The sequence below is a fragment of the Bacillus sp. FSL R10-2780 genome (assembly GCF_038006125.1).
GTDB lineage: Bacteria > Bacillota > Bacilli > Bacillales > Bacillaceae_G > Bacillus_A > Bacillus_A cereus_U.
Map to the genome: position 1 here is coordinate 3,462,285 of NZ_JBBOUQ010000001.1, position 24,910 is coordinate 3,487,194.

Genomic DNA, 24,910 nt, shown 5'->3' on the forward strand with positions numbered 1-24,910 from the left:
ATTTCGATATAATTTTATTGTATATGCACAAATCGAAGGAATCTAACAAAAAGTACATATATTTCACAAAAATGAACGGAAATCGAATATATTCCGACAATTATCGGTTTCATATTTCATTTTACTTTTAAATATATTAAAATACTTATGAATGATGCATTTAATACACTAAGTTAAACATTTTACATATTTTATAATAAAAAATGTTTCACATGAAACTTCCCATATTTCGTATTATTTTTCTATCATTTTCGATTAGGTTCAAATGTGGGCTTCATATGAAAAAACTAGTAGAAAACACAATTTGTTTTCTACTAGTTTTTTATCACAGTTCTACATATTTAGTCCCCTTTTATATCCTCCCTACGACTCCCAAGTAATATTCATTTCTTCAAACGACTCTTTACTCACTTCCAACCCTTCGCTATCATTTGTTCCAATCATCGCTACCTCCTCTTTAGACAACGTAATTTCCTCGGTTGGATTTTGAATTTTTCTCTCATACACTAATTGTAAAAGATCGATTTGTTCCTCTGTCAGTTCATACTCTTCTTCCAACCTTTCAATTGCTGATTTCGTATCAAGCATTGGGATTTCTAATAAGAATCCACCGTTCTCTTCCATCTCTTCAAATGAATCGATTGAATATGCACCGTTATCATCAATCCAAAATGCTGTCGTAATGAAAAGCACTGTTTCCCCCTCTACCTCTTCTAGTAAGTATTGGAGTGCTTCCTCTTTAGCAATGTCTACTACTTCCGAAGGCGCCCCTTCAAAATAATTTGCCGCATCAATCCACTCGTCAATTCGCTCACTATTCACATCTTGAAGACATACGATTGTGTACTTCGGATGAAAGGTAATTGTACCTCTTCCGCCTTGACTATCTTGCACACTATAGTTAAAACCATCCCACGAACTTTCATGTGAGAAATCAGGAGCATGTGCTACAAAAATTGCATCTGCAATCGATCTTAAAATACATCCTTTCCATAGTTGTTCTTTACTTATATGAAAGTTATATTTACTCATTCTCTTCCCCCGTATATATATGTTTTTTAATATTGTCTTTCGACTTCTCATTTCTTGTAAAGTACTTTTTCATTATATAAAAATAGTAAAAGCACCCTTCATACAAAGGATGCTTTTACTATTCACCTACCACTTTCGCCTACACTCCTTAATCACACTAAGCAAATACCTCTTCGTCATATCAGCCCGTCTCCAACTAGAGAGCTTTCGCTTTTCCTTTGGATTATGCCGTATTCGCTCTACTTCTCTTAATAAAGGCTCCCACTTATGAGAGTAAAGTTCCAACATGTATTGCAATCCTCTATCTTTTGAAACGATTGTTTTATGATCTAACGTATATAAAATGCGTCCCATCGTAACGACAGCTGATTCTACCCATTCTTCTATGAAAAATAAATAGGGACGCTTCGCTTTTTCAAGCCAGTAATGTTCTACGTTATATTTCATTGTATTTACTACATCGTTCCACTTTATTTGAAAGGGAAGGTCTTCTGCTTCTTTCCCGATAACTGTAATGCCTTGGTTTTTCAATGTCCACCATGTTACCGCGTTAATATCCCAATGACCAATATCAGCCTTACCATCTGCACAATACACGTACTCATTGATTTCATGATTGTATTTCCCTAAGTCATCAAGCGGAATATACATACCGTCCATTCTTTTACCTAACGTACTTTTCCTAAGTTTTTTATGTAGCTCTATAATTTGCTGTTTTTCAGCTTCATTCACGGAATCACTTATTACCGTAACAAAATCAACATCGCTCGTTTCTATATGAAATGCTCCTAGCGCGATGGATCCGTAAATATATACCCCCACTATTTTTTCATCTAAAAAAATTTCTTTTAATTCTACTATGTACTGCTCCATTAATTGCTTTACTTCTTCTGGTAAAGCATGTTTTATTCCATTCTCCACATCTATCCCTCCATTAAAAAAAGCCTTCGCAAATTCGCAAAGGCTTCCTGTTTTATAAATATTTCTCGATTTCTTCGTAAACATCCTTCAAACGAGGATTTCCTTCTCCAACAATTTCTCCATTCACAAGAACGACTGGATAAAATAAATCTTCCTCCACTACTCGCTCTGCGAATGCTTTTTTATCCTCATCTTCTTGTTCTTCTTGAAAATCAATATAATCAAACTGAAATTTATTTTCTTGTCCTTCATATTTACGACCAATCGCCGCTTGTAACCACTCAAACGTTTCTGTTGAAGATGGCATTCCAACGCAGCTCGCACAAATCACTTTCGTCCCATACACTTGCACATTAACCATTTCTTCTCCCCCATTCCTCGTTCTAACAGTATATTCAGATGTCTTATTGCATAAGCACATCATTTTACAAACTTATTCCATACCCCTATACTGAAAAAACACGTTGTACACATGCTAAAATATTTCGACAATAAAACAAGAACAGAAAAAATAGATTTTCCCCTCTATCTTGATTATAATAAAACTGATGAAAGGAGTCGATAAAAATGGAAAACCCACATATGCAAGAACAAGTACTAGAAGTATTAGATAAATTACGTCCATTCTTACTTCGCGATGGCGGAGACGTTGAATTAGTAGACATTGAAGAAGGTATCGTAAAACTACGCCTTATGGGTGCATGCGGAAGCTGCCCAAGTTCTACAATCACACTAAAAGCTGGTATCGAACGCGCACTACTTGAAGAAGTACCAGGCGTTATTGAAGTAGAACAAGTATTTTAATCTAAAAGCAGAAGCGGCTCGTTCAAAGCTACTTCTAAGAAAAGAGACCAAATTTGGTCTCTTTTTTTGTACGCAAACAAGACATACTCCCCTACACTATTAACATCATAAAACAAAATTGGAAATCCTTCTCAAAAAATGCGATAATTAATATATAGTGAATCGTTCACACATATAAAGCGAAAAACATAGGGGGACGACGTATGCCAAAAATAGGGAGTACTTTTGTAACAATTCAAGAATTAGAACAGAAAAAAGAATATTTATTAAGTCTTTCACCCGTTATACCAACATGGAATACGAGCTATCAATTTTTATTTAAAGAAATACAACAAGAATTATTAAAAAAGGTAAATGAAAAAATTGAAAGACACCACATTATTTTAACTATATGTACAGATCAAAAAGTAGGAGCATAGCTTCTTATTATATAAAGATAGACACGGGTATCTGTTGTGGTATAAAAAAGAGACCTCAATTGGCCTCTTTTTTATACTTTTAAGATAGCCAATCTAATTTCCTAATGCCTAACTTATCAACTGGTAAACGAAATGACTCGTAAAAATGATTCATAAATTGCTCAGTGCGCTTCACATCATGTAAAATGATTTCTAAACGAGCTCTATAGATGCCTTTTTGTTCTTCGTTTCCTGTTTGATAATATCGTTCAACCGTTTCAAAGTAGTGAAGCGGGAACAGAAGCCTTGCGAATAATAAGCGCCAACCAAATGAAGAGAGCGAATAATTACGTTCATAATCTGTAATGAATTGAACTACCGTTTGCTCCCAATCTTTCTTTTTTTCTATCATCATATAGCGAATACATTCTGCTATATCCCTACTTGGGTGATCATATACCCAATCAAAAGGAAGTTTTAAGCGCTTCGTTTGATGCCATAATAGAGGTGTAAATCGTTCTTGACAAATTGTTGCTGCGTCAGTTATTTGTGGAGTATCGTCCATTTCTGTATCGACAACATATTGAATTGCATTTTCTGCAACTCCTAAGTAATACGGGAAGGATTCAATAAACAATTGATCGAATACGTCTGAAGGATGGTTCATCACTTGCGATTGCCAAAACCTTTCTAATTGGTCGAGCCTTTTTTCCCATAATGCTTTCCATTCACCAATGCGGCTTAATTGCTCAACTTCTTCTGGAAAGAATGCACCACGTTTATGGAATATAGAAAGCTCACTTCCTAATGATGTAGCATGTCGCTCTAACATACGCATACCTTTTAATAAGCAGTAATTTTTTTCTTCTATCTCACTTACATGGTAGCCGTGTATAGTCGGAACGAAAGTCGCAACAGTTATATCCCCTTGCTGGTTCATATAATCACTGAGCTTTTTCATCTCTACAAGTACTTCTTCCTCCATTTCTCCAATTGGAACAAGTACATAAATTTTGTTGCGAATCCAAAAGCTTTTATAGGGGCCAAGGGGGATTAATTCTTTAACATGCATGTGATAATGCTCATAAATATGCTGAATCATCGCAGTCGCCACCTATGGTTTTTCTTTATATATATGAGCTTGTGCTCGCCTTTCATTCCTATGCACATGATAAAGCAACGAAACGTATACAAATACTAAAAAGAAAAAAAGGTGATAAACATGAAAGACTCAAATCAACTACAAGAAAGAGCATTACAACTATTACAAGAACGCGGTGTAACAATTGACGATATTGCTGATCTTGTTCATTTTCTTCAAAAGAAATACCATGCAAATTTAGAGATGTCAGAATGTCGCTATAACGTTGAGCGTGTACTATCAAAACGAGAAGTACAAAACGCACTTATTACAGGCATTGAACTTGATGTCCTTGCTGAAAAAGGACTATTAAGTCAACCGTTACAAGATATCGTAAAACGCGATGAAGGACTATATGGAATCGATGAAGTCATCGCACTTTCAATCGTTAACGTATACGGGTCAATTGGCTTCACGAATTTTGGATATATCGATAAATTAAAACCAGGTATTTTAGAATACTTAAATGATAAATCAACTGGAAAGGTGCACACATTCCTTGATGATATCGTTGGTGGAATCGCTGCCGCTGCTTCAAGCCGTTTAGCGCACCGTGCTGAGCATTCAGAGTAACGTGTCTAGGCCGTCAGTTTCATACTGACGGCCTTTCATATTCCATCAGCATAAACTCTCTTCCACGGCTCCAAAAAACAGGTCCTACTTGAAATCCAATGTTTTTATATAGCCTAATCGCTCTCTTATTGAATGTCGCTACACTCAGTCGAAACATTTTCGAATTCAATTCCTCAGTAGCAAATGCTATTCCCGCTTGAAAAAATATTTCCCCCATCCCTTTCCCTGTCAAATCCGGCTTCATTCCAAGTCCGATATCTACAACATCTTCTCCCTCATATAAATTGGCATCTCTTCCGCCTGGAACTTGTGCATTTTCTCCAAAACAAAAATAGCCGATAAATTCTCCCTTCTCATCACAACAACCGTAATACGTCCCATCTAGCAACTCTTCTATTCCTTCAGCCTCTCCTGAAAAACTATATAAATTGTACGGTTCCTCATACGTCCACATATTTATCTCATTCGCTTCTTCCTCTGTTAATTTATGTATTTCCATTCCTCTCGCTCCTCATCAAATATTCTATATATATATATTTACTCATTCATTTTTCACATTCAATTTCCCTCTAATTACAATATGCATAATTGCATGCGCACACCCATTTAAAAAATGCTAAAATTTATTTGAATCGCTGTTGTTACACTTCTTGATTAAGAAAGACCGTTAACCGGAAAATTAACGTCTTATCAAATTCAAGCAATTGGCACATGTTGTCATCATGAAAGACACTCGAAAGAGTGTCTTTTTTTCTATACCTGAGAAGGACCTGCTCATTTACAAAATAAATGCATAAATTAATATAACTCTTTAAACGCATTATTCCCTTTCTATATGTTGCGGCGTTCGTTGCGACAGATTCGGATAATAAAAAGCACTCCAGCCAGAGTGCTTTTTACTTTCAAACAAGGAGGTTACATATATGGATAGTACTCTCGTATTTAACTTCGGTATCGGTATTGTTATCATTTTATTCGTCTTCTTTGTACTTTGTATGAGCGGGATATAGCAATCTTTTATGCCGATAATTCCTTTAAAGTATCACTTAATTTGAACTTTCTTAATTGTAATGAAGCAATCATTGCCGCTCCCGCTCCGAGCACTAGACTAGCTAGAGCTAATATGAAAACTTGATTATAAGGAATGATAATAACCGTTAGATCTAAGCTTGATAACACAATATAACTAAACAAAACCCCACCAAAAATGCCAATACAACCAGCTATCGCTCCAAGTAAAGTTCCCTCTAATAAAACAATCCGTCTCATTTGCTTCGGAATAGCTCCTACCGCACGAATCATACTAATTTCAGCACGTCTTTCATGTAAACTTGAGACAATCGCATTCATTAACCCTATACCAGAAATAATGAAAACAATTACAACTAACAAGCGAATTAACATCATCATTTGCGATAATAACTGCTCCTGTTCTTTTAATAAATCGTAGCTGTTAATAACCTCTACGTTCTCTTTATTATTTGTAATTTGTTTTACTTGCTTCTTAATCTCTTCAAATGATTGATTAGAATTTGTCATAACTTGAATTGCTTCATATCCTTGCACGTGAAACTTATCACGAGCCCATTGTTCATTTACGAAAATGTCTAATCCTCTTCCCCTTAATCCTTGCTCAATAATCGAAACGACTTTAATCGTTTGTTTTTCTTTCCCTTTTCCTTGTACTTCAATCGTATCATGCAACTGAATCCCTAATGTTTTAGCAGTTCTCTTCGTAACGACTCCCTCACCATCTTGTAATGGCTTATTTAAATCTCGTCCTGTAATCACTTTCGCTTTTGTTACTTTTTGATAAGCAACAATATCATTCCCCACAACCTCTATCACATCATATTCAAAATCATCTTTCCTCACATTTTCATACCACTCTTGATCCGCTTTTTTAAAATCATAATTTATAAGCTTCGCTGTAAAGTCAGTAACATTTGCTACGCTCTCTTCTACACCATCAATTTTTTTAACCTTCTCCATCCAACTAAATGGTAATACTTCAGTACTTTGCGACTCTACTGGAATTCTTATTACTAAATCAGCTGGTAAATGTTTTTGTAACCCATCTTTCATGCCCTCGTAAATAGAGTTTATATACATTGTTCCAACAAGTGCTAACATAAAACCAAATGCTAGTATAGCAACAGACACAGCTGCCTTATTCCGATAACGAATTACATTTCGGCTACTAATCGTCGTTTCAATTCGTAATATCATTTGAAGTGGTTTTGCAATCACTGGTGCTATCATCCGAATAAATAACGGAATCGCAAATAACAAACCGACCGCAAATAACAGCGCACCTATCGCACTTGGATTAAAACCGATATACCGCTCTAATACGTTACCCGCTAGTCCAATAACAGTACCAATGATTAAAATGCTACAACTAAAAGCACTCCACCTTTTTTCTTTTTTCTCATTACTAGGAAGACCTGGCCTAAGCGCTTGAACTGGCGGAATCTTTCTAACCATGAAGGCTGGTATAATAGCCCCTATGATAGACATAACAATTCCTAGTAAAAACGTAATGAGTAAAATCTCGCCTGAAATCGAGAATGATTCTTTCCCTGCACCCTCAATATTCACCCATTTATTAATAAATGATGCGGCGATTTTTTGCGTACCTGCTCCAAGAATAACTCCTGCTAGTGATCCGATTGCCCCAATACATAAAGCCTCTAATAAAACGACTAATATAATTTGATTTGGATTACTACCAAGTGCACGTAATAATGCCCATTGCTTAAATCGACTTCTGACAGATAAGAAGAAACTTCCCATTATTAAAAGGGCTACAACAAATAAGGCAATACCACCTAAACTAAAAATTAATGGCTTCATTACATTTAGTCGTTCAAATGCCTTATCTACATAAGTACGTTGGTCCACCTTTATATTTTCAATCTTTTTATGTACATCAAAAGCAATTGCTTTTTTCATATTTACATCTTGTACTTTCACTTGAACGAGATTGAATTGATTTGGTAAATTTAATTCTTTTTGAAGCCAATGGATTGGAAAATAAGCACTATGCCCCATTGACGCCATTAACGGTGGATTTAAAATACCGACAACTTTCACAGCCTTTTCACCATGCTGCGGGAATGGCAGTTTAATCGTATCTCCTACCCGTATATTTTCACGATCTGTATACCCTTTTGTCAGTGCTACTTCAGCACCTTCTTTCGGATATCGTCCTTCTAATATTTTATAAGAATGCATTTCTGGAGAATCTTGCTCAACACCCCAATAAGATGGCTTTCCCGATAATTCTTTATAATGTGGAAAAGGATACGGTATAAGTGCTTTTGATATTTTTTCAGCATTTTCTAAGCCATCTATTCCTTTTAAACTTTCATTATTTAAATACATATCATTTTTTATATAGCCAAATTGTAAATTATAATCTCCATACCGACTTACTACTTGTTCCTTCACACTTTGCTCTACTGATTGATTACCTAGTAATAACATCGTCGCTAACATAACACCTAAAGCTGCACCGAGAGCAATCAACATATTTCACAACCAATTTTGTTTCATCGATTTTACCGCATACTTAATTACCCATCGCATCACCTTTACCTCCTACTTTAAAGTGACGATTCATAATCTCTTGAATTTGAGTAACTTGTTGCGGGATATTTCGAAATTTCCATCCTTTACTTTCAGCATGCTCATGAATCACTTCACCATCTAATAAGAAAACAACTTTATCAGCATGGGCCGCTACGAACGGATCGTGCGTTACAATGACAGCTGTTTGCCCTAATTCATCACATGCATTGCGAAGTGCCGCAATAATATTTTTGCTATTTTCTGAATCTAAAGCCCCTGTTGGCTCATCTGCTAATATAATAGCCGGCTCATTTGCAAAAGCTCTTGCTATCGCAACCCTTTGCTGTTGCCCACCTGATAACTGTGCTGGTAAATGCTTTTCTTTTCCTTTCAATCCAACGAGCTCTAATAAACGATTTGCTGTCACCGTTGCCTTCTTTTGCGAAACATTATCTAATAGTAAAGGCAGACCTACATTTTCCTCCGCATTAAACACTGGAATTAAATTAAACTGCTGAAAAATAAAACCGATTTTATGCCTTCTAAATAAAGCGAGCTCTTTTTCTTTTAATGTTGAAATCTCCGTACCATCAACTCGAATACTACCTACCGATGGAATATCTAATCCACCTAACAGCTGAAGTAAGGTCGTTTTACCCGATCCACTTGCCCCCATAATACAAACAAAATCTCCTTTTTGAATTTGAAGATTAATATCTTTTAAGATTTTTACTTTACTATCCCCAATATCAAACGATTTTTCTAACCTTTCAATTTCAATAATATTCATCCCTATATCCCCTTCTCTTTCTATTTACCAATCTATATATTCTATTCGAAATGAAAAATTCCTACTATTTTGTATTTTTTTGTAATATACTAACATTTATATTAACCGGCAGTAAGTGCCCGATTAGTGTGAGCAAATAATCAGTGCGGGATGGACACCCCCCACCGATTAAAATTTCACTTTATTTCTCACGTCAGAAAAATTGACTCTCGTAAAAAAAGTAACCATAATAGTTACACGAATATATAAAAACTATTCACATATCCACAATTAGGAGGAAGAACAATGAAACATGTAATCGTTTATGCACACCCGAATATAGAAAGCTTCAATCATGCAATTTTAGAAACTGTAAAAAGTGAATTAGAAGGAAAAGGTCATGAAGTACGCGTTCGTGATTTATACGAATTAAACTTCAATCCAGTATTAGGTGCTTCCGATTTCATCTCATTTTCCCAAGGAAATACACCAGAAGATATTAAAGAAGAACAAGAGCATATCTCTTGGGCTGATAGTATTACATTCATTTACCCAGTTTGGTGGGCTGGTCTTCCTGCTATTTTAAAAGGATACGTTGACCGTGTATTTAGCCACGGCTTCGCTTATGCTTACGGTGAAAGTGGCATTGAAAAGTTATTAAGCGGTAAAAAAGGATTGTTATTATCTACAATGGGTAATACGAAAGAAGCATACACAGCAGGCGGTATGTTTGACGCAATGAAGAAAACAGCGGATGTTGGTATTTTTGAATTTACAGGCATTGAAACACTTGAGCATACATTCTATACAAGTGTTCCTTCTGTGGATGACAGTGTGCGTAAACAATATCTTGAAGAAGTTAAAGACGTTGTGAATCGTGCATTTTAATAAAAAACTCCGGTTATAACAACCGGAGTTTTTTATTTCATCATCAATTTCGGAATATATCTTTGAAGTATACTTTCTAATTCATTCATATCTTCCTGTCTAATAAGTAAATTTACATTGTCATTCATTTTTTCTCGCCCGCGATATAAAAATATATTTTCTTTTGGATTTTCCCATGTTGATGTTTTATAGCCTTTTAATTCTTCGTATGAATAAAAGTTTAATCCGTCTATTACACCTTTGTCATATATTTGTACACTTTTAATAAGATGGATAGCTATTAAAGTCATAAAACAACTTGCTACAGCATGAATACCTAACTGAACGAGAAACTGTTCAACTGTACCAATATCACCACTTATGTACTGAGCATATATATACATACATTGCCCGATGAAGTACGCTGGTCCAAGTAATGCAATCCAACGTCGCTTCACCCGAGGATATGTTGCAATAAGTTTTCCCGCGCTTTTTTTCATTTCATTTATTTTATATATCTTCCATAGAACAAAGAACAAAACACATAATGTAAAAACAAACATAATGCATGACATCCAGTACACTCTTATTCCCTCCCTTTTATATCATTACATGTAAATTTTACATTTTATATACCTATAGTACATATGCAATTATGCATAAAAAAACAGGCAACCTCTTCCGGTTACCTGCCCTTCATTACATCTTCTCAATCCACTCCGTCAAGTTATGCACAACTTGCGTCGGTTGTACTTCATATTCTGTTAACTTCTCCACAGTTGTTACTCCAGTGTGGACAATAAGGGTATGCATACCAGCATTTATCCCCGCTAAAATATCTGTATCGTAGTTATCCCCAACCATTAAAGCTTCTTCTTTTCCTACGCCAAGCACTTTTAACGCTTGTTCCATAATGATTGATTCTGGTTTTCCAATAAAGATTGGATCCACACCTGTTGATACTGCTACAACTGATGTTAATGAACCGTTACCCGGTAATAATCCGCGCTCGGTCGGAATTGCGATATCCCCATTTGTTGAAATAAACGTTGCACCGTTACGCACAGCAAGACATGCTTTTGCTAACTTTTCATATGTGATGTCGCGATCTAATCCAACAACGACGAAATCAGGATTTTCATCCACAAGTTCAAATCCTTTTTCAACAAGAGCATCATGTAAGCCCTCTTCACCAATCATATATACAGTTGCATCTTGTTTACGCTCATAAATAAAGTTCGCTGTAGCCATGCTCGTTGTGAATACTTGCTCCGCTTTCGCTGGAATATCGAAACGAACAAGTTTTTCTGCAACTTGTTCTGGTTTACGAGTTGAGTTATTTGTAACGAATAAATATGGAATACCGCGTTCTCCTAATGCTTTTACGAAGTCGCTTGCTTCTTCAATTTGTTCTTCACCGCGATACATCGTACCGTCTAGGTCAATTAAATAGCCTTTATACATCTATTTTTCTCTCCTTCTATGCTAACGTTCTCACCTATCATACCACTCTTATATTAACCCCTTTTTCAAAAGAAAAAAACGCTTTACCCTAAAGCGTCCCATAACGTTCATTTTTTCTCTTTTATTTGATACGAGCAATTACAATCGCCTTCACACATGTTCGTTAACGTCTTCACATTTGCATCTACAAATAACCGCTTGTACATATCTTTTTCATCTTCACACACTTGCGGGAATTTCTCCGCTATTTCCTTTAACGGACAGTTTTGCTTTTCAAGTATGAAAGAACGTTCCCCATCTCTCTTTACTTGAACCATATAACCATTTTTCTCTTGCATAGCGGCTATTTCCTGTACTTTATACGCTAAATTACTTTGATTACTTATCTTCTTTTGCAACTGCTCTTCCATTCGTTTTGTTCTCGCTTGTAAAACGTAACGAAGCATTTTTTCATCGCCCATTCGAGCTAAATCATCTAGTATTTCAATAGCAAACTGCTTATATTCTTTCGGGAATGTATCTTCTCCCTTTTGACTTAATCCATACAAATATGTTGGTCGTCCAACATGCTGCCTTACCATCTTTGAATAAATTAGCTCATCTTTCTCAAGATTACTTAAATGCCTTCGAATTGCCATTTCCGTAATTTCTAAAGCTTCGGCTAATTCTGCTACAGTATGCTCGCCCTTTACCTTCAACAATTGTACAATCTCTTCTTTCGTCGTACGTGCTTGCCCCATAACTCGCCCTTCTCCCTTTTCTCATATACAATATAAGATCCCCAAAGGAATCCCCGGGGATCTTATAAGCACAATTATTCTGGTACAAATGCAGATACAGGCCCTAATTCCTTTTCTAAATAACTGTGAATATTCGCTGGGTATTTCTCTACCACGGCGATATGTTTTTGAATCGTCTTATATAATTCATCATGATTCATTTGAATATAATCTTGCGTAAGCATTTTTCGAAGAAGAATAATTTCTTTAATATGCGCTCCCTCTTCTCCACTTATAACTCTCTCGTCCATTAAAATATCAATAATATCTTCGTAACTTCCTGGATCGCGCATAATAAATCCATCAATCATCGCATTCCCTACATCTAATATACAATCGATAATAAGATGCGCCATGCGCTCTAATGCGTAAAATTCAAACTCGGTTTCATATGTCTTTTTCTCTTGAAATGTATTTGTTGCTCGTTCTAAACATACTAGCATTTGTTCTATTTTCTTTCTGTCTACGAAGTACATGAATGTCACCTACCTGGAAATTAAAGCATTTACATTTTAATTGTAACGCTTTCTTCTGAAAAAATCGACAATTTTTCGAATTCACCTTTTCCTCGTTATTTGTTATAGTTATATTTGTATGATTTTTGAAATTGGAGGAATGCAACCTTGGAACGTGAACTCGCACTAGAAATTGTCCGTGTAACAGAAGCAGCAGCCTTAGCATCCGCACAGTGGATGGGCCGCGGAAAGAAAAACGAAGCAGATGATGCAGCAACTACAGCTATGCGTGATATGTTCGATTCAGTAAACATGGCAGGTACAGTTGTAATCGGTGAAGGAGAACTTGATGAAGCACCGATGTTGTATATTGGTGAAGAACTAGGAACAGGTAACGGTCCAGAAGTAGATATCGCCGTTGACCCGTTAGAAGGTACAAACATCGTTGCGAAAGGCCTTGCAAATGCAATGGCAGTTATCGCAATCGCAGATAAAGGAAACCTTCTTCATGCTCCGGATATGTACATGGAAAAAATCGCGGTTGGTCCAAAAGCAGCTGGTAAAATTAGCTTAGATGATCCAATTGAAAAAACAATTGATATTGTAGCAGAAGCAAACAATAAAAAAATTCGTGACCTAACGGTTATCATCCAAGAACGTGAACGTCATCAAGATATTATTGACCGTGTTCGTGCAAAAGGTGCACGCGTAAAATTATTTGGTGATGGAGATGTTGGTGCATCAATCGCTACAGCTTTACCTGGAACAGGTATCGACTTATTCGTAGGTGTAGGCGGAGCTCCAGAAGGCGTTATTTCTGCAGCAGCATTAAAATGCCTTGAAGGTGAAATGCAAGCTCGCTTAGTTCCAATGAACGAAGAAGAAGAAGCTCGTTGTCGTGAAATGGGATTAGAAGATCCTCGTCAACTTCTTATGTTAGATGACTTAGTATCTGGTGATGACGCAATCTTCTCAGCAACAGGTGTATCTGCTGGTGAATTATTAGACGGCGTGAAATTCCTTGGCGGAGATTTAGCTGAAACATATTCTATCGTTATGCGTTACAAAACAAGAACGGTACGATTTATTAAAACACACCACCATTTAGACCATAAACCACACTTAAACTTAGATATTTAATAAAGGAGCCATGTGTATGGAAGAACGTTTCTTTCTGTACGACGATACTGTCGCTACAAAAACTCGTTTCGTTAGCTTTCTGGGGGAAAATGAGCGTCATGATTTAGCGCTTCTATACTCCGATCGTCATTACGGTAAAACGATAGTCCTTGATATGCAGAGCAACAAATTTGCTATCATCGGTCCTGACGATTTAAACGAACCAGGCTACTTAGAGCATGCATTTTCGATGTCTGAAGAAAATGCAGAAGAATTACGCTCATTTTTATTTGAACTTATATAATTTATCTTATACACCAGCTAAAATAGCTGGTGTTTTTTCATTATAAGAGTTTTGAATTTTCAATCTTCCATGTTATACTTATGAACAAATCTATTTGGATAGAAAGGACGTTATCTACGTATGCCAACATTTACTTTGTAATGGACCAGCAATTGGATAGCATTACTCTCAAAAAAGCACCGTGCTTTTTCAAGGGAGTAGTCTGCCCATTCCCATTACGAAGGAACGTAACGCATCTGTAGTATGATGTTTACGGAGGTTCCTCTTGGGGGAATCTCCTTTTATTTTTGTCTACTTCTCATGTCTTCATACTACAAGACATCCAAATAGCTGTATTACGTTCCTTTGCCACTAATATAAGAGGTGAAGGAAAATGCAGAAAGTACAACTTTCTTGGAGTTTATATGAAAACGAGTTATCCACAATCGAAAGATATTGTAAAAATTGTAGGCGTACTACCCTTTTTACTGATACGAATATTCGCAGGCATAACGCAAATGGAAAAAACATATACCGATTTGCAATTTATAAATGTCCGAAAGATCATACGTGGAACCAAAAGCTTCACATTTATAAATCATTTACTGATCATGTCGAAACTGTCGATATGGCTCAGCAAGAACAAACTGAAACAAACACGATTATTTCTATTACAGAGTATAAAGAAAGTGGTATAGAAGAAATAACAATAACATTAGAAATTGTTCTCGGATCTCACCGAATTGATAAAGCATTATCCACATATATTTCAGATTGGAGCCGCGCTGCCATTGTGGATAAAATTAAAAATGGTCGTATTCAGTTAAACGGACGACACCTGAAACCAAACACAACACTCACTGAAGGTGATTTCATCTCAATTTGTTTATAAAGGAGACGATTATGCTAAAAATAAGAAAAGGCACAATTGATTTATTGGACGAATTAGATGTGATGTATGCAGAATGTAAAGAAGCACTCTTACAGAACAAAATTTATCAATGGGATGATTCTTATCCGACGCGAGAACACATTTCCTATCATTTAGAACAAGACGAATTATATTGTCTATTCCAAGACCAAGTACTTGTCGGCGCTGTTGTCTTAAACGAAGCAGAGTCTCCAGAATACAAATTAATTGACTGGTCAGAAACAGAAGGACACTTTCTTATCGTCCACTCTTTTGTCATCCATCCGCTCGCGCAAGGCAAAGGATATAGTAAAGTACTATTATCCTTTTGGGAAAGCGAAGCAAGGCAGATGAGCTACAAAGGAATACGCCTAGATTGTTTTACAGGTAATCCCGTTTCATTAGGCCTATATGAAAAAAACAATTATATTTGCCGAGGTGCTGTTTATTTCAAAAGTAAACAGCCTCCTCATAATTGGTATAACTGCTATGAAAAAATCCTCTTACAATCGTAAGAGGATTTTTTTATTTCTTCACTTTTCGTAATACAAAATGTGCACAACCGAAGTTACAGTACTCGTATAAATACTCCGATAAAGTACTAATTTTCGTATCATATGTCGAACGTTGATTACTATCATCAAAGAATCCACGCAATCTAAGTTGCTCATAACCCCAGTCTCCAACGATATAATCATATTTATTTAAAATTTCTGCATAGCGCTCTTTAAGTGCTTCTTCACTAAAACCGTCACGAAAGTTTTTAATTACTTCGTACTGAACATTATTAACGCTCACCGTAGTATGAATCTCTTGCTTTTGCTCCATTATGAACTTCCTCTCTAAGCATTCTTCTTTTTATCGTATCACAAAGCATAACAACCAACAATTTCAAATACAAAAAATTGAAAATTAGTGCATGCTATGGAGAAGGAGGTGATACATCGTGAAAAAGCAAATTATCCTCTCTCTTCTCACTCTTTCCTTATTTGCAGGCTGCCAATCAACTAATAAAGCCGAAATGGAGCGTGAAGAAGGAAGTCGTGTTCTTGTTTCCAATAAAAACGACATGTATCATACGGAAAACACAAATACAAGACTCACGAGAGTCGGTTATTCTTCTAAACAGAAGCATGAAGTATCTAACAAGCAAGTAGGCGCTATTAACCGTGAGAAAGTCGCCGAAATGATTACGAGCATGACAGTCAAACTTCCTGACGTCACCAATGCCGCTACACTCGTTACCGACGACGAAGTGTTCGTTGTATACCGTGCAAACACAACGGATCCGAAACTCGTAACAGATCAAGTATATAAAACAGCTTTGTCCATCGTCCCTCGCTATTATAAAGCATATGTATCAACAAACCAAAAGTTGATTTCTCAAATTCAAGGTCTCCAATCTGGTAGCTTAAACGATAAAGAATATGAACAAAGTCTTGATATGTTAAAACGTGAAATGAGCAAAAATCCTCATTTGAATAATACGGGGGATCAAACTTTAAATAATATGATAAAAAAATAAAAAGGTGGAGAAAACATCCACCTTTTTACTATTTCTTACGATCCGCATAAACCTCCATCGCATCACACATAAACTGCGCTAATCCCCCGCCAAACTTATCGATATTTTTCGTAAAGCGCTCATCAGCAACATACATTTGACCGAGTCCCTTAAAGGCCTCTAATGAATATTCACCGAAGTTTTGCAAGTAATCGTACCATACCCCGATTGCTTCTTGCGCCTCTTTAGAATCCGGTGCTCCATTTCGAAGTGTTGCTAGCTTTCTGTAAATATTATTAAACTCCTCCTGTTTCTCTGTAGACATACCCTTCGCTGTTTTATTCGCTTTATCTACAGCCTCATCTCCCCATCGTTCACGTGCTTCTTCTTCATACGGATTATGACTAAAATCAAATCCTTCAAATTTCTCTTTATTCGTCATCTCAATCTCTCCTTTTGTATGCTGAATTGTTTTATTAATCGTCGCTATCACTTTATCCAATCTAGCCCGCTTTTCAAGAAGCATTTTCTTATGAAGCTGTAATGCCTCTTCACGGTCGAATGAAGGACTCATGATAATCTCCTTAATCTTCTTTAAAGGGAAGCCAAGCTCTTTAAAAAATAAAATTTGCTGCAACGTTTCTAAATTTTCATTGGAATACAGACGATATCCAGACTCTGTCGTCTCATCTGGGGTTAACAACCCAATTTCATCGTAATGATGCAGTGTGCGCACACTAATTCCAACTAAATTAGCTACTTCTTTTACCCTCATTGTCATGCATATCTCCCCCTTAATACATACGATAAAGTATGACGCAACGTTAGAGTCAATAAGTAAATTCATTTTATTGCTAAAAGTTTCATCTCGCCTATATTTCATGCATAATAGATATGTACATATATTAGAAAGCGGTGAAAGTATGGTTTCAAATACTGTAATTGCCAGCATCACAATTCAGCTCATTCTCTCGATTTTGGTCCCAATTATTGTACTCGTTTATTTCCGTAAGAAATATAGTATTAATTTGAAAATAGTTGGCGTTGGTGTCCTTATCTTTATCGGGTTTACCCAAATTCTCGAAACACCATTCCAATTATTCATGCGCGGAAATCCAACAATAGGTCCAATTTTAGAAAACCCATTTATTTTCGCAATATATGGTGGGTTGACTGCTGGTATTTTTGAAGAACTAGGTCGTTTCGTTGCCTTTTACTACTTACTGAAAAAATATCGAGATTATAAGGACGGTCTTGCGTACGGAATTGGACACGGCGGTATTGAATCGATTTTAGTCGGCGGATTCGCTGGGCTTCAAACTCTTACCTTTGCAACATCTATTAACAATGGTAGCTTCGCTCAAATGGTTGAACAATACCCACAGTTGAGCCATATCAAGGACTTGTTAATAGAGCAACCTGCCTATTTTTACTTACTTGGTAGCCTAGAAAGAATTATGGCATTAGTACTGCAAATTGCCTTCACAATGCTTGTCGTATACGCGGTAAAACAAAAGAAATACATTTTCCTCGTATACGCTATACTCTTCCACGCACTTGTAGACTTTTTCGCAGCACTTTACCAAACAAAAATGATTAACATCTTTGTAGCAGAAGGAATTACTCTTCTCTTCGCGATTGGTGCTTTCGTTCTTATTCGAAAAATGAAAGAGAAATTAGTGAGTGTACCAGAGTAAAAAATAACCCACCAATTGGTGGGTTATTTTTTATGTGGATTATCGCAATAGTGATAGCTTTGTCCACTTACAAACTCCTTCTTTGTTTCTGCATCTATAACTATATACTTCTGAAACTCATCTCCTTCATCTTGAGAAAAAGAACCAAAAAAATAAACTTGGCGATCTGGATGAACAAACGAATCTTGAATCACCACTCTACTTCGACAGCCGACAGCTGTTTTTTGTCGGAAGGTAAATTCTGCATCTTGTACTTCTTTAAATAAGATTTTTTTACGAACGCTATATGTTGCATTTTTGTATTCCTTATAAACCTTCTTATCTAACTGTTCATAAAATAGATCTTCATTCACAAACGATTTATTTTGATTGCTCGGATATTCTAATTCTTGATTGGATTGTGCATATGCTGTGGACAATTGTATGAGAAAACAAACACTGAATACAATACATATCATTTTTTTCATAATTGCACCTCAAATTTTGATTTATCCACATTACTTTTCCACAGACTTAGATCACTATGCCCTTTCCAAGAAAAAGGGATTTTTCCACATTTGTCGAAGTATATATCGTCAACTTGAAAGATGGGGATGAAATATGAAGAAAATTATTGTAATCAGGCATTGTTCAGCAACTGGACAAGAGCGTAATGCCGAATTAACAAACATGGGAAGAGACCAATCAAACACCGTTGCTACATTCCTCATGGAAAATCATCTACAAATAGATCATATTATTTCAAGCCCATTTGTCCGAGCTATCGATTCTATTCGGCCATATGCCCTCCAAGCTAATTTATCTATTCAAGAAGATGAACGGTTAGCAGAACGTATATTAAGTACTGTTTCAATGGATGATTGGCTTCAAAAACTAGAATACACTTTTACCAATATAGATATTGCCTTTTCGGGCGGAGAGTCAACAAAACAAGCGATGGATCGCGCCACCTCACTTATTCAGGAAGTTTTAACACTAGAGCATGACACAACATTACTCGTTACACACGGCAACTTACTCACATTAATTTTAAAGCACTTTGATCATACTATTGGCTTTGACGAATGGAAAACTTTAACGAATCCTGATATTTATGAAATTACACTTGATGAACAATCTATCATAAAACGATTATGGGAAGCGCCATCCAAGTAATATCCCTTTCCAATACATTCAGTTGACACTGCGAGAAGATATGCTAGGGCTGCAGTAAAACATAGAGAGGGGTATCATTCAATATGTACGAAGACGTACTTTCTTTACTACATAAAACAAATGCTTCTTATGAAAAGTTTGAACACGAGCCAGTACTTGACTATGAGACTGATCGCATCGTTCGTGAAAGGCTCGGCTTACAAGGTACGCCAAGTAAAAGCCTATTTTTAAAATCAAAAGCCGGGGCGTATTACGTATTCTTTACGTTAGAGGGAACTCGCCTCAACCGAGGAGAGATGAAAGAAATAACAGGAGAAAGCTTATCTCTCTGTTCTCCTGATGAGCTAAGAGAAGAGACTGGTTGCATGCCAGGATGTGTAGCTCCTTTCGGTTATTCACAAGATGTAACGATTATTGTGGACAGTTCGATTTATACTTACAAGAAAGTTTTAATCACACCTGGTGTACCCGAATTTACAATTGAATTATCCACAGAGGAATTAAAAAGAATTTTATCAACGTGTCAAAATACTGTTTTAGAGTATAAGAAAAAGGAGAGCTAATATTAGCTCTCCTTTTTCATTATTTCGCTTCTGCTACTTTTTCTTTCGCAGAACGTACTTGCTCGTCCGCATGATAAGAAGAACGTACAAGTGGGCCAGCTTCACAGTGGCTAAATCCTTTGCTAAGTGCAATTTCTTTAAGCTCTGCAAATTCTGCTGGTGGGTAATATTTAAGAACTGGTAAATGCTTCTTAGATGGTTGTAGGTATTGTCCAAGAGTTAAAATATCCACATTGTTTGCACGTAAGTCATCCATTGCTTCAATTAAATCTTCTCTTGTTTCACCTAAGCCCACCATAATGCTCGATTTAGTTGGAATATCAGGCTGCATTTCTTTTGCTCGACGTAAAAACTCTAATGAACGGTCATACTTTGCTCTAGCGCGAACTCGGTTAGATAATCGACGTACTGTTTCAATGTTATGGTTCAAAATATCTGGTTTTGCATCCATTAACATTTTTAAGTTTTCTTCTACCCCAGCCATATCAGATGGTAATACTTCGATAGATGTGAATGGGTTTTTACGACGTACAGCACGTACTGTTTCAGCAAAAACAGCTGCTCCGCCGTCCTTTAAATCATCACGTGCAACCGCTGTTATAACAACGTGCTTTAAGCCCATTTGTACTACAGAATCCGCTACGCGTTCTGGCTCTTGTAAATCAAGCTCAGTTGGCAAGCCTGTTTTAACCGCACAAAAACGACAAGCACGTGTACAAACCGCACCTAAGATCATAAATGTTGCTGTTTTCCTTACAGCCCAGCATTCATGAATATTCGGACATTTCGCCTCTTCACAAACTGTATGAAGATTTTTAGAACGCATCATTTTCTTTAAGCCTGTATAGTTTTCATTCGTGTTTAACTTAATTTTCAACCATTCGGGCTTGCGCTTATACTCTGTTTGTTTTGTCATGGTTATCAACTCCGCACAATATGAAATAGTTTACCGTGTTCGCTTCTTTCAATGTAACATATCTATTCTAACGTATGAAAGCGATTTGCTCAAATGAAGATTCTAAGATTTTTTCCAATCGTTCCCTATAATGAAATACTCCGTATATCCCACACTAAAAAGAGTGATGTTGTGAAAGGAGTCTATTTCATGCTTCGAAAAATTTCTCTTTTGCTTTCGATTTGCTTTCTTCTCCACCAAAACATCGCTTACGGTGAAGATAATCAGCAAAGCATATATGAAAAGCGCATGGCACTATATAAAGAAACTGAGCAATCTTCAAGTATTCCGTGGTATTACTTAGCTGCAATGGATCAATACGAAAGAAACATACGGAGCGTAAGAAAGGATATTCCGAAAAAACCAGATGCCATCATTTCCCTTTATTTCAAACCTGAAATATGGGCTGGACCTGCTAATAGTAATGATACTCTCCCCCATACGATTTCTCTATTTGGCGGAATGGGTTTAGATGGTGACAAAGATGGATTTGCAAATGCAAATAACGATCGTGATCTTCTGTATACAGCAGCAACTATTTTAAAGAAACAAGGAACGTCAGAAGAACGTATTAACATTATGCTTTGGGAATATTATAGACGTGCAAAAACAGTTGAATTAATTACAGAATACGCCCGAATTTATAAACATTATGGACGCATTAATTTAGAAGGAAATGCTTTCCCTCTCCCGATTCGCAGTGACCATAGCTATCGTAGTACTTTTGGTGCTGGTAGAAGTTTTGGCGGCAGGAGGATTCATGAAGGAACCGATATTTTTGCTGGATATGGCGTACCAGTACGATCAACTTGCTATGGCGTTATTGAAACAAAAGGATGGAATCGTCTTGGTGGATGGCGCATTGGTATTCGTGACCTTCATAATAATTACCACTATTACGCTCATTTAGGCGGGTTCTCTAAAGAAATACAGCTCGGACAAATTGTCGAACCAGGAAAAGTAATCGGATTTGTCGGTAGTACTGGTTATGGTCCTCCTGGTACAGCTGGAAAGTTCCCGCCTCACTTACATTTCGGCATGTATAAAGACAATGGCTATACCGAATGGGCTTTCGATCCATACATGCATTTAAGCCTTTGGGAACGAAAAGAACGAGCAAATACAAAACGATAACCGTAGCGAATTGCTACGGTTATTTTTTATCTGGTACAACAACTCCGCCACTTCCGTAATAAGTAGGTACTTCACCTTGAACGATGCGCGTCGCAATCGGAATGTTTTGCTTCACCTTAATTTCTTTCGTGCGTAACGGAATCATAACTTGTAACGTCACTTCCACTTCCATAATAATTTTGATCGCCGTATTATTAATTCCTTGCGGCTCAACTAGCTGTTTAATATCTGTATTCACATGACCAATTGGCGTAAAATTAATCGGAATATCTGGTCCTATATTACCAAGAAGCGCATTATCAGTTATTCGCCCAAAAGGAACTGACATAGATACCCCGTTCTCTTCAAAAATACCAAGTGCTTTCGTATCCCCTTTTTCTACTTGTTGTAAATATTTCTCTATGTATGCAGTAGTCGATGTTAATATTTCATTTACTTGTTTCGTATTTAAATCAATTGTAGATACTTTCCCGTTCTTATCCGTTTGTACTTTCATTAATGAATCTACATCAAACCCTTCATTAATTCGGTCTTTTACCGCTTTCGTCATAACTGCTGTTGCCATTTTATGCGTCTCTGTTTCCCCATACTTAATTAACGTTGGCTGAATACTTTTATTCACAATCCATAAACCTTGAACTACCATTACGATAAAAATAATAAACGAAATAAGCAGTATATACCGAAAGGAAATCGGTCCCCTTCGAAACCGCGAATTTTTCGAACGAAATATGCTCATAAGAAAACCCTCCTTCTTATATTATTTCTATGCAAGAAGGAGGGACGATATATGCTTATCTCATTTTTAATAGTGCATCTTTTCCGATTGTGCCTACCGGAATGCCTAAAGCTTCGGCTTCAATCGTTACTGATTCCAGCGGTGCTTCAAGAAGTTGTTCAATCGTTCTTACACCAACCGCACGGCCAGCAATAATTCCTCGATCGCCTAACTTCTCATTTAAAAGACCTACATCTAGAGCACCGCACATAATATATCCTTTATCGCTCATTACAGCTAGCAAATTTGTCTTCGGAAGTTTTACGCTAACAGCAATGAACGTATAGTTATCAATTATAATTGGCTCTACATTAACCATAGTTCACACTCCTCTCTTTCTTATCTTTATGACAAGAGAAAAATGAGTGTTACAAGTTAACTAGCCTATAGTTTGACTGAAGATGTATAAGTTATCAACATGTCTGTTAGTACATCTCTAAGTAATTCCGGCATATAATATTGTTTGTCAGAAAGTGTGGATAGCTCTGGGTATAAGTATCCGAATGTAAACATATCAATCGTTCCTACCGTATATATACGGTCTAATTCCAGCGATTCGCCGTTAATCAATACATCTTCTAGTAAAATTTTATTCCCTGGAATCGTATCTGGAATCACTTCCAGCCCATCGTAAATCATTTTCCCCATTACTTTTCCGCGAAATCCGAATCCTTTCACCTCAAGATTCTCCATATTCGGGCGGCGCGCTTTCAAAATAACTTCTCTTAACGTTTTCCCTGGTACTTTTAACAGACATGGATTAATTGGATGTGGACAAATTCGATGAATATCTCCGCGCGTCACAACACCTTCATTTAATCCCTCAAGAAGTACACCAGCGTTCACCATCCCAACATCCGCATTACACCACTCTTTAAGCGCACTTGCCAACATATGAGAAAACGTCGTCTCCTTAAACCAATCAACCGGCAATGACTCTTTTAAATGAACGACAGGCTCAGCCATTATCTGTTTACTTTCTTCCTTTAGCATTTCAATTGTGGATAACGGCTCGCTATAAGCACCTAACCGTTCTGTCTTAATCGCTCTACCGTCTTTTTTCATCAGTCTCTTCGTCTCTTTATCCACAGCAAGCTGAACATGTCCAACGTAATGTCCCCACTTTTCACAACAGCAAAGCAAAGTATTATCCACAAGAACACCGCGCTCAAATAAATGATGCGTATGTGCCCCTAAAATAACATCTATATCATAATGCTCAGCCATATACTCGTCCATACTTTTTCCAAGATGAGAAAGTACAACCGTAATATGAGCTGTATCCTTAACTTCTTCTAAAATAGATTCTAAATGGATGATTGGATCTTCGATATGCCAATCGAGCATTTCATAAAACTCTGGATAAGCTACCGTTAATCCAATAAAAGCAATCGTAATCCCATCTGTCGTTGTATGTAATTTATAAGGCCGCGCCCACGCCGGACGTACACCTTCTTTTTCAAATAAATTCGCTACGAGCACCTCAAACCCAGCATCATCATATAGACGATTCAAATGCTCTTTCGCCAATGTAATTCCTTCATTATTTCCGATCGTTACATAATCATATAACGCCTCATTTAAAAGCTTCGTATTCCCAAGTCCATTTGTCGCTTCCGAAATACTATGAAAACGATCCACATGATCGCCAATATCCACAGTTAAAACAGTCTCTCCCGCTTCCTGTCTTCGCTTTTTCTCCCCTAGTACAAACCGAGAAATTTGCGGCCAATTTTCAAAATGACTATGTATATCGTTTGTATGATAAAGGTGGATGATCGTTTCTTTATTTATATTCAGAGAAAAAACCTCCTCTCAGTTCCTTACTGCCATTTACGCTACACGTACGCAATAATCCTGTAAATACTTTTCGTCTTTTCTTGCTATTCTACATTGTACTCGCATTATAAGAAAAAGCCAAAGATTGCCCTTTTATTATGGAAAACTTTATATTACTTTTTCTAGTGTGTGAAATGATTCTAGCTGGTGGAGCGGGGATTTGTCAGAAAGTTTAACAGAGAGCTTGTTGGCTGGGT

31 protein-coding genes are annotated in these 24,910 nt (G+C 36.7%); 13 read left to right on the top strand and 18 right to left on the bottom strand.

The features are described from left to right. Positions 1-363: 363 nt before the first annotated feature. The 3 genes from NSQ47_RS18170 to NSQ47_RS18180 form a co-directional block, all read right to left on the bottom strand. Positions 364-1,032, bottom strand: a complete 669-nt coding sequence (locus NSQ47_RS18170; protein WP_341037591.1) for a hypothetical protein — start codon at positions 1,030-1,032, stop codon at positions 364-366. A gap of 126 nt (positions 1,033-1,158) precedes the next feature. Further along, positions 1,159-1,953 (bottom strand): nucleotidyltransferase domain-containing protein, encoded by a 795-nt coding sequence (locus NSQ47_RS18175; RefSeq protein WP_341037592.1) that lies wholly within the window; start codon positions 1,951-1,953, stop codon positions 1,159-1,161. Between the two features lie 52 nt (positions 1,954-2,005). Further along, on the bottom strand, positions 2,006-2,314 hold the full coding sequence (locus NSQ47_RS18180; protein ID WP_002160015.1) for a YuzD family protein: 309 nt from the start codon (positions 2,312-2,314) through the stop codon (positions 2,006-2,008). Positions 2,315-2,520: 206 nt separating this feature from the next. Here NSQ47_RS18180 and NSQ47_RS18185 point away from each other — a divergent pair, with 206 nt between their 5' ends. Together NSQ47_RS18185 and NSQ47_RS18190 are read left to right on the top strand one after the other, a co-directional pair. After that, positions 2,521-2,757 (top strand): NifU family protein, encoded by a 237-nt coding sequence (locus NSQ47_RS18185; protein WP_000431159.1) that lies wholly within the window; start codon positions 2,521-2,523, stop codon positions 2,755-2,757. Between the two features lie 203 nt (positions 2,758-2,960). Beyond that, the gene (locus NSQ47_RS18190; RefSeq protein ID WP_002068096.1) at positions 2,961-3,176 is read left to right on the top strand and encodes a hypothetical protein; all 216 of its coding nucleotides are present in this window, start codon (positions 2,961-2,963) and stop codon (positions 3,174-3,176) included. A gap of 79 nt (positions 3,177-3,255) precedes the next feature. Here NSQ47_RS18190 and yutH read toward each other — a convergent pair whose 3' ends face one another. Then, the gene (gene yutH / locus NSQ47_RS18195; RefSeq protein WP_002198965.1) at positions 3,256-4,257 is read right to left on the bottom strand and encodes a spore coat putative kinase YutH; all 1,002 of its coding nucleotides are present in this window, start codon (positions 4,255-4,257) and stop codon (positions 3,256-3,258) included. 120 nt (positions 4,258-4,377) lie between these two features. On the opposite strand from yutH, the gene NSQ47_RS18200 reads away from it, so the two are divergent. Then, the gene (locus tag NSQ47_RS18200) at positions 4,378-4,869 is read left to right on the top strand and encodes a phosphatidylglycerophosphatase A family protein (protein WP_078179370.1); all 492 of its coding nucleotides are present in this window, start codon (positions 4,378-4,380) and stop codon (positions 4,867-4,869) included. A gap of 19 nt (positions 4,870-4,888) precedes the next feature. Here the strand turns inward: NSQ47_RS18200 and NSQ47_RS18205 are convergent, their stop codons facing one another. The 3 genes from NSQ47_RS18205 to NSQ47_RS18215 all read right to left on the bottom strand — a co-directional run bounded on the left by NSQ47_RS18205 (position 4,889) and on the right by NSQ47_RS18215 (position 9,232). Continuing rightward, positions 4,889-5,368 (bottom strand): GNAT family N-acetyltransferase, encoded by a 480-nt coding sequence (locus NSQ47_RS18205; protein ID WP_341037593.1) that lies wholly within the window; start codon positions 5,366-5,368, stop codon positions 4,889-4,891. 518 nt (positions 5,369-5,886) lie between these two features. Then, positions 5,887-8,403 (bottom strand): FtsX-like permease family protein, encoded by a 2,517-nt coding sequence (locus NSQ47_RS18210; protein ID WP_341037595.1) that lies wholly within the window; start codon positions 8,401-8,403, stop codon positions 5,887-5,889. 40 nt (positions 8,404-8,443) lie between these two features. Further along, positions 8,444-9,232 (bottom strand): ABC transporter ATP-binding protein, encoded by a 789-nt coding sequence (locus NSQ47_RS18215; RefSeq protein ID WP_088079612.1) that lies wholly within the window; start codon positions 9,230-9,232, stop codon positions 8,444-8,446. Between the two features lie 285 nt (positions 9,233-9,517). Here NSQ47_RS18215 and NSQ47_RS18220 point away from each other — a divergent pair, with 285 nt between their 5' ends. Then, a complete protein-coding gene (locus NSQ47_RS18220; RefSeq protein WP_341037597.1) occupies positions 9,518-10,099 on the top strand; it encodes an NAD(P)H-dependent oxidoreductase in 582 nt (193 codons plus the stop codon). Between the two features lie 32 nt (positions 10,100-10,131). Here the strand turns inward: NSQ47_RS18220 and NSQ47_RS18225 are convergent, their stop codons facing one another. The 4 genes from NSQ47_RS18225 to NSQ47_RS18240 all read right to left on the bottom strand — a co-directional run bounded on the left by NSQ47_RS18225 (position 10,132) and on the right by NSQ47_RS18240 (position 12,797). Next, on the bottom strand, positions 10,132-10,662 hold the full coding sequence (locus NSQ47_RS18225; protein ID WP_002112632.1) for a hypothetical protein: 531 nt from the start codon (positions 10,660-10,662) through the stop codon (positions 10,132-10,134). A 115-nt stretch (positions 10,663-10,777) separates the two neighbouring features. After that, a complete protein-coding gene (locus tag NSQ47_RS18230; protein ID WP_088079613.1) occupies positions 10,778-11,542 on the bottom strand; it encodes a TIGR01457 family HAD-type hydrolase in 765 nt (254 codons plus the stop codon). 107 nt (positions 11,543-11,649) lie between these two features. Further along, positions 11,650-12,282 (bottom strand): helix-turn-helix transcriptional regulator, encoded by a 633-nt coding sequence (locus NSQ47_RS18235; protein WP_215580001.1) that lies wholly within the window; start codon positions 12,280-12,282, stop codon positions 11,650-11,652. 74 nt (positions 12,283-12,356) lie between these two features. Then, positions 12,357-12,797: a DUF86 domain-containing protein gene (locus tag NSQ47_RS18240; RefSeq protein WP_002015910.1), complete on the bottom strand. Its 441-nt coding sequence runs from the start codon at positions 12,795-12,797 to the stop codon at positions 12,357-12,359. 147 nt (positions 12,798-12,944) lie between these two features. Between NSQ47_RS18240 and glpX the strand changes: the two genes are divergently transcribed. The 4 genes from glpX (at position 12,945) to NSQ47_RS18260 (ending at position 15,603) form a co-directional block, all read left to right on the top strand. Further along, a complete protein-coding gene (glpX, locus tag NSQ47_RS18245; protein WP_002015911.1) occupies positions 12,945-13,916 on the top strand; it encodes a class II fructose-bisphosphatase in 972 nt (323 codons plus the stop codon). 16 nt (positions 13,917-13,932) lie between these two features. After that, positions 13,933-14,199 carry a DUF3055 domain-containing protein gene (locus NSQ47_RS18250; protein WP_002112635.1) on the top strand — a complete coding sequence of 89 codons (267 nt, stop codon included), beginning with the start codon at positions 13,933-13,935 and terminating at the stop codon, positions 14,197-14,199. Positions 14,200-14,572: 373 nt separating this feature from the next. Continuing rightward, positions 14,573-15,070 carry a cytoplasmic protein gene (locus NSQ47_RS18255; protein ID WP_341037600.1) on the top strand — a complete coding sequence of 166 codons (498 nt, stop codon included), beginning with the start codon at positions 14,573-14,575 and terminating at the stop codon, positions 15,068-15,070. Between the two features lie 11 nt (positions 15,071-15,081). Next, entirely contained in the window at positions 15,082-15,603 is a 522-nt protein-coding gene (locus NSQ47_RS18260; RefSeq protein WP_002160005.1) for a GNAT family N-acetyltransferase, read from the top strand. A 10-nt stretch (positions 15,604-15,613) separates the two neighbouring features. Here NSQ47_RS18260 and NSQ47_RS18265 read toward each other — a convergent pair whose 3' ends face one another. Continuing rightward, positions 15,614-15,916: a YutD family protein gene (locus NSQ47_RS18265; RefSeq protein WP_002015914.1), complete on the bottom strand. Its 303-nt coding sequence runs from the start codon at positions 15,914-15,916 to the stop codon at positions 15,614-15,616. A gap of 118 nt (positions 15,917-16,034) precedes the next feature. On the opposite strand from NSQ47_RS18265, the gene NSQ47_RS18270 reads away from it, so the two are divergent. After that, a complete protein-coding gene (locus tag NSQ47_RS18270; RefSeq protein WP_002112644.1) occupies positions 16,035-16,613 on the top strand; it encodes a YhcN/YlaJ family sporulation lipoprotein in 579 nt (192 codons plus the stop codon). A 28-nt stretch (positions 16,614-16,641) separates the two neighbouring features. Here the strand turns inward: NSQ47_RS18270 and NSQ47_RS18275 are convergent, their stop codons facing one another. Then, positions 16,642-17,373, bottom strand: coding sequence for a MerR family transcriptional regulator (locus tag NSQ47_RS18275; RefSeq protein WP_204209658.1), 732 nt, complete (start codon positions 17,371-17,373; stop codon positions 16,642-16,644). Positions 17,374-17,473: 100 nt separating this feature from the next. Here NSQ47_RS18275 and NSQ47_RS18280 point away from each other — a divergent pair, with 100 nt between their 5' ends. Further along, positions 17,474-18,289, top strand: coding sequence for a YhfC family intramembrane metalloprotease (locus NSQ47_RS18280; RefSeq protein WP_341037603.1), 816 nt, complete (start codon positions 17,474-17,476; stop codon positions 18,287-18,289). Between the two features lie 23 nt (positions 18,290-18,312). On the opposite strand, the gene NSQ47_RS18285 is transcribed toward NSQ47_RS18280, so the two are convergent. Beyond that, positions 18,313-18,756 (bottom strand): hypothetical protein, encoded by a 444-nt coding sequence (locus NSQ47_RS18285; RefSeq protein WP_078179382.1) that lies wholly within the window; start codon positions 18,754-18,756, stop codon positions 18,313-18,315. Between the two features lie 133 nt (positions 18,757-18,889). On the opposite strand from NSQ47_RS18285, the gene NSQ47_RS18290 reads away from it, so the two are divergent. Both NSQ47_RS18290 and NSQ47_RS18295 read left to right on the top strand, forming a co-directional pair. Continuing rightward, a complete protein-coding gene (locus NSQ47_RS18290) occupies positions 18,890-19,444 on the top strand; it encodes a histidine phosphatase family protein (RefSeq protein ID WP_215569399.1) in 555 nt (184 codons plus the stop codon). Positions 19,445-19,527: 83 nt separating this feature from the next. Continuing rightward, positions 19,528-20,007: a YbaK/EbsC family protein gene (locus tag NSQ47_RS18295; protein ID WP_002145059.1), complete on the top strand. Its 480-nt coding sequence runs from the start codon at positions 19,528-19,530 to the stop codon at positions 20,005-20,007. 19 nt (positions 20,008-20,026) lie between these two features. Here NSQ47_RS18295 and lipA read toward each other — a convergent pair whose 3' ends face one another. Then, a complete protein-coding gene (gene lipA / locus NSQ47_RS18300) occupies positions 20,027-20,923 on the bottom strand; it encodes a lipoyl synthase (protein WP_002112653.1) in 897 nt (298 codons plus the stop codon). 189 nt (positions 20,924-21,112) lie between these two features. Between lipA and NSQ47_RS18305 the strand changes: the two genes are divergently transcribed. Then, on the top strand, positions 21,113-22,096 hold the full coding sequence (locus NSQ47_RS18305) for a M23 family metallopeptidase (protein ID WP_199715686.1): 984 nt from the start codon (positions 21,113-21,115) through the stop codon (positions 22,094-22,096). A gap of 19 nt (positions 22,097-22,115) precedes the next feature. Here the strand turns inward: NSQ47_RS18305 and yunB are convergent, their stop codons facing one another. From yunB to NSQ47_RS18320, 3 genes are all read right to left on the bottom strand, one after another. Next, complete coding sequence (gene yunB / locus NSQ47_RS18310) at positions 22,116-22,835, bottom strand: sporulation protein YunB (protein ID WP_016106534.1); 720 nt, start codon at positions 22,833-22,835, stop codon at positions 22,116-22,118. Positions 22,836-22,890: 55 nt separating this feature from the next. Next, on the bottom strand, positions 22,891-23,193 hold the full coding sequence (locus NSQ47_RS18315; protein ID WP_002112658.1) for a YunC family protein: 303 nt from the start codon (positions 23,191-23,193) through the stop codon (positions 22,891-22,893). Between the two features lie 65 nt (positions 23,194-23,258). Beyond that, positions 23,259-24,674 carry a bifunctional metallophosphatase/5'-nucleotidase gene (locus NSQ47_RS18320; RefSeq protein WP_341038247.1) on the bottom strand — a complete coding sequence of 472 codons (1,416 nt, stop codon included), beginning with the start codon at positions 24,672-24,674 and terminating at the stop codon, positions 23,259-23,261. Between the last annotated feature and the right edge of the window lie 236 nt (positions 24,675-24,910).

Excerpts from the sequence above, each read along its gene's own strand:
- NSQ47_RS18170 (WP_341037591.1), bottom strand. The coding sequence starts at position 1,032 with ATGAGTAAATATAACTTTCATATAAGTAAAGAACAACTATGGAAAGGA.
- NSQ47_RS18180 (WP_002160015.1), bottom strand. The coding sequence starts at position 2,314 with ATGGTTAATGTGCAAGTGTATGGGACGAAAGTGATTTGTGCGAGCTGC.
- NSQ47_RS18185 (WP_000431159.1), top strand. The coding sequence starts at position 2,521 with ATGGAAAACCCACATATGCAAGAACAAGTACTAGAAGTATTAGATAAA.
- NSQ47_RS18190 (WP_002068096.1), top strand. The coding sequence starts at position 2,961 with ATGCCAAAAATAGGGAGTACTTTTGTAACAATTCAAGAATTAGAACAG.
- yutH (WP_002198965.1), bottom strand. The coding sequence starts at position 4,257 with ATGATTCAGCATATTTATGAGCATTATCACATGCATGTTAAAGAATTA.
- NSQ47_RS18200 (WP_078179370.1), top strand. The coding sequence starts at position 4,378 with ATGAAAGACTCAAATCAACTACAAGAAAGAGCATTACAACTATTACAA.
- NSQ47_RS18205 (WP_341037593.1), bottom strand. The coding sequence starts at position 5,368 with ATGGAAATACATAAATTAACAGAGGAAGAAGCGAATGAGATAAATATG.
- NSQ47_RS18210 (WP_341037595.1), bottom strand. The coding sequence starts at position 8,403 with ATGTTGATTGCTCTCGGTGCAGCTTTAGGTGTTATGTTAGCGACGATG.
- NSQ47_RS18215 (WP_088079612.1), bottom strand. The coding sequence starts at position 9,232 with ATGAATATTATTGAAATTGAAAGGTTAGAAAAATCGTTTGATATTGGG.
- NSQ47_RS18220 (WP_341037597.1), top strand. The coding sequence starts at position 9,518 with ATGAAACATGTAATCGTTTATGCACACCCGAATATAGAAAGCTTCAAT.
- NSQ47_RS18230 (WP_088079613.1), bottom strand. The coding sequence starts at position 11,542 with ATGTATAAAGGCTATTTAATTGACCTAGACGGTACGATGTATCGCGGT.
- NSQ47_RS18235 (WP_215580001.1), bottom strand. The coding sequence starts at position 12,282 with ATGGGGCAAGCACGTACGACGAAAGAAGAGATTGTACAATTGTTGAAG.
- NSQ47_RS18240 (WP_002015910.1), bottom strand. The coding sequence starts at position 12,797 with ATGTACTTCGTAGACAGAAAGAAAATAGAACAAATGCTAGTATGTTTA.
- NSQ47_RS18250 (WP_002112635.1), top strand. The coding sequence starts at position 13,933 with ATGGAAGAACGTTTCTTTCTGTACGACGATACTGTCGCTACAAAAACT.
- NSQ47_RS18255 (WP_341037600.1), top strand. The coding sequence starts at position 14,573 with ATGCAGAAAGTACAACTTTCTTGGAGTTTATATGAAAACGAGTTATCC.
- NSQ47_RS18260 (WP_002160005.1), top strand. The coding sequence starts at position 15,082 with ATGCTAAAAATAAGAAAAGGCACAATTGATTTATTGGACGAATTAGAT.
- NSQ47_RS18265 (WP_002015914.1), bottom strand. The coding sequence starts at position 15,916 with ATGGAGCAAAAGCAAGAGATTCATACTACGGTGAGCGTTAATAATGTT.
- NSQ47_RS18275 (WP_204209658.1), bottom strand. The coding sequence starts at position 17,373 with ATGACAATGAGGGTAAAAGAAGTAGCTAATTTAGTTGGAATTAGTGTG.
- NSQ47_RS18280 (WP_341037603.1), top strand. The coding sequence starts at position 17,474 with ATGCATAATAGATATGTACATATATTAGAAAGCGGTGAAAGTATGGTT.
- NSQ47_RS18285 (WP_078179382.1), bottom strand. The coding sequence starts at position 18,756 with ATGAAAAAAATGATATGTATTGTATTCAGTGTTTGTTTTCTCATACAA.
- NSQ47_RS18290 (WP_215569399.1), top strand. The coding sequence starts at position 18,890 with ATGAAGAAAATTATTGTAATCAGGCATTGTTCAGCAACTGGACAAGAG.
- NSQ47_RS18295 (WP_002145059.1), top strand. The coding sequence starts at position 19,528 with ATGTACGAAGACGTACTTTCTTTACTACATAAAACAAATGCTTCTTAT.
- lipA (WP_002112653.1), bottom strand. The coding sequence starts at position 20,923 with ATGACAAAACAAACAGAGTATAAGCGCAAGCCCGAATGGTTGAAAATT.
- NSQ47_RS18305 (WP_199715686.1), top strand. The coding sequence starts at position 21,113 with ATGCTTCGAAAAATTTCTCTTTTGCTTTCGATTTGCTTTCTTCTCCAC.
- yunB (WP_016106534.1), bottom strand. The coding sequence starts at position 22,835 with ATGAGCATATTTCGTTCGAAAAATTCGCGGTTTCGAAGGGGACCGATT.
- NSQ47_RS18315 (WP_002112658.1), bottom strand. The coding sequence starts at position 23,193 with ATGGTTAATGTAGAGCCAATTATAATTGATAACTATACGTTCATTGCT.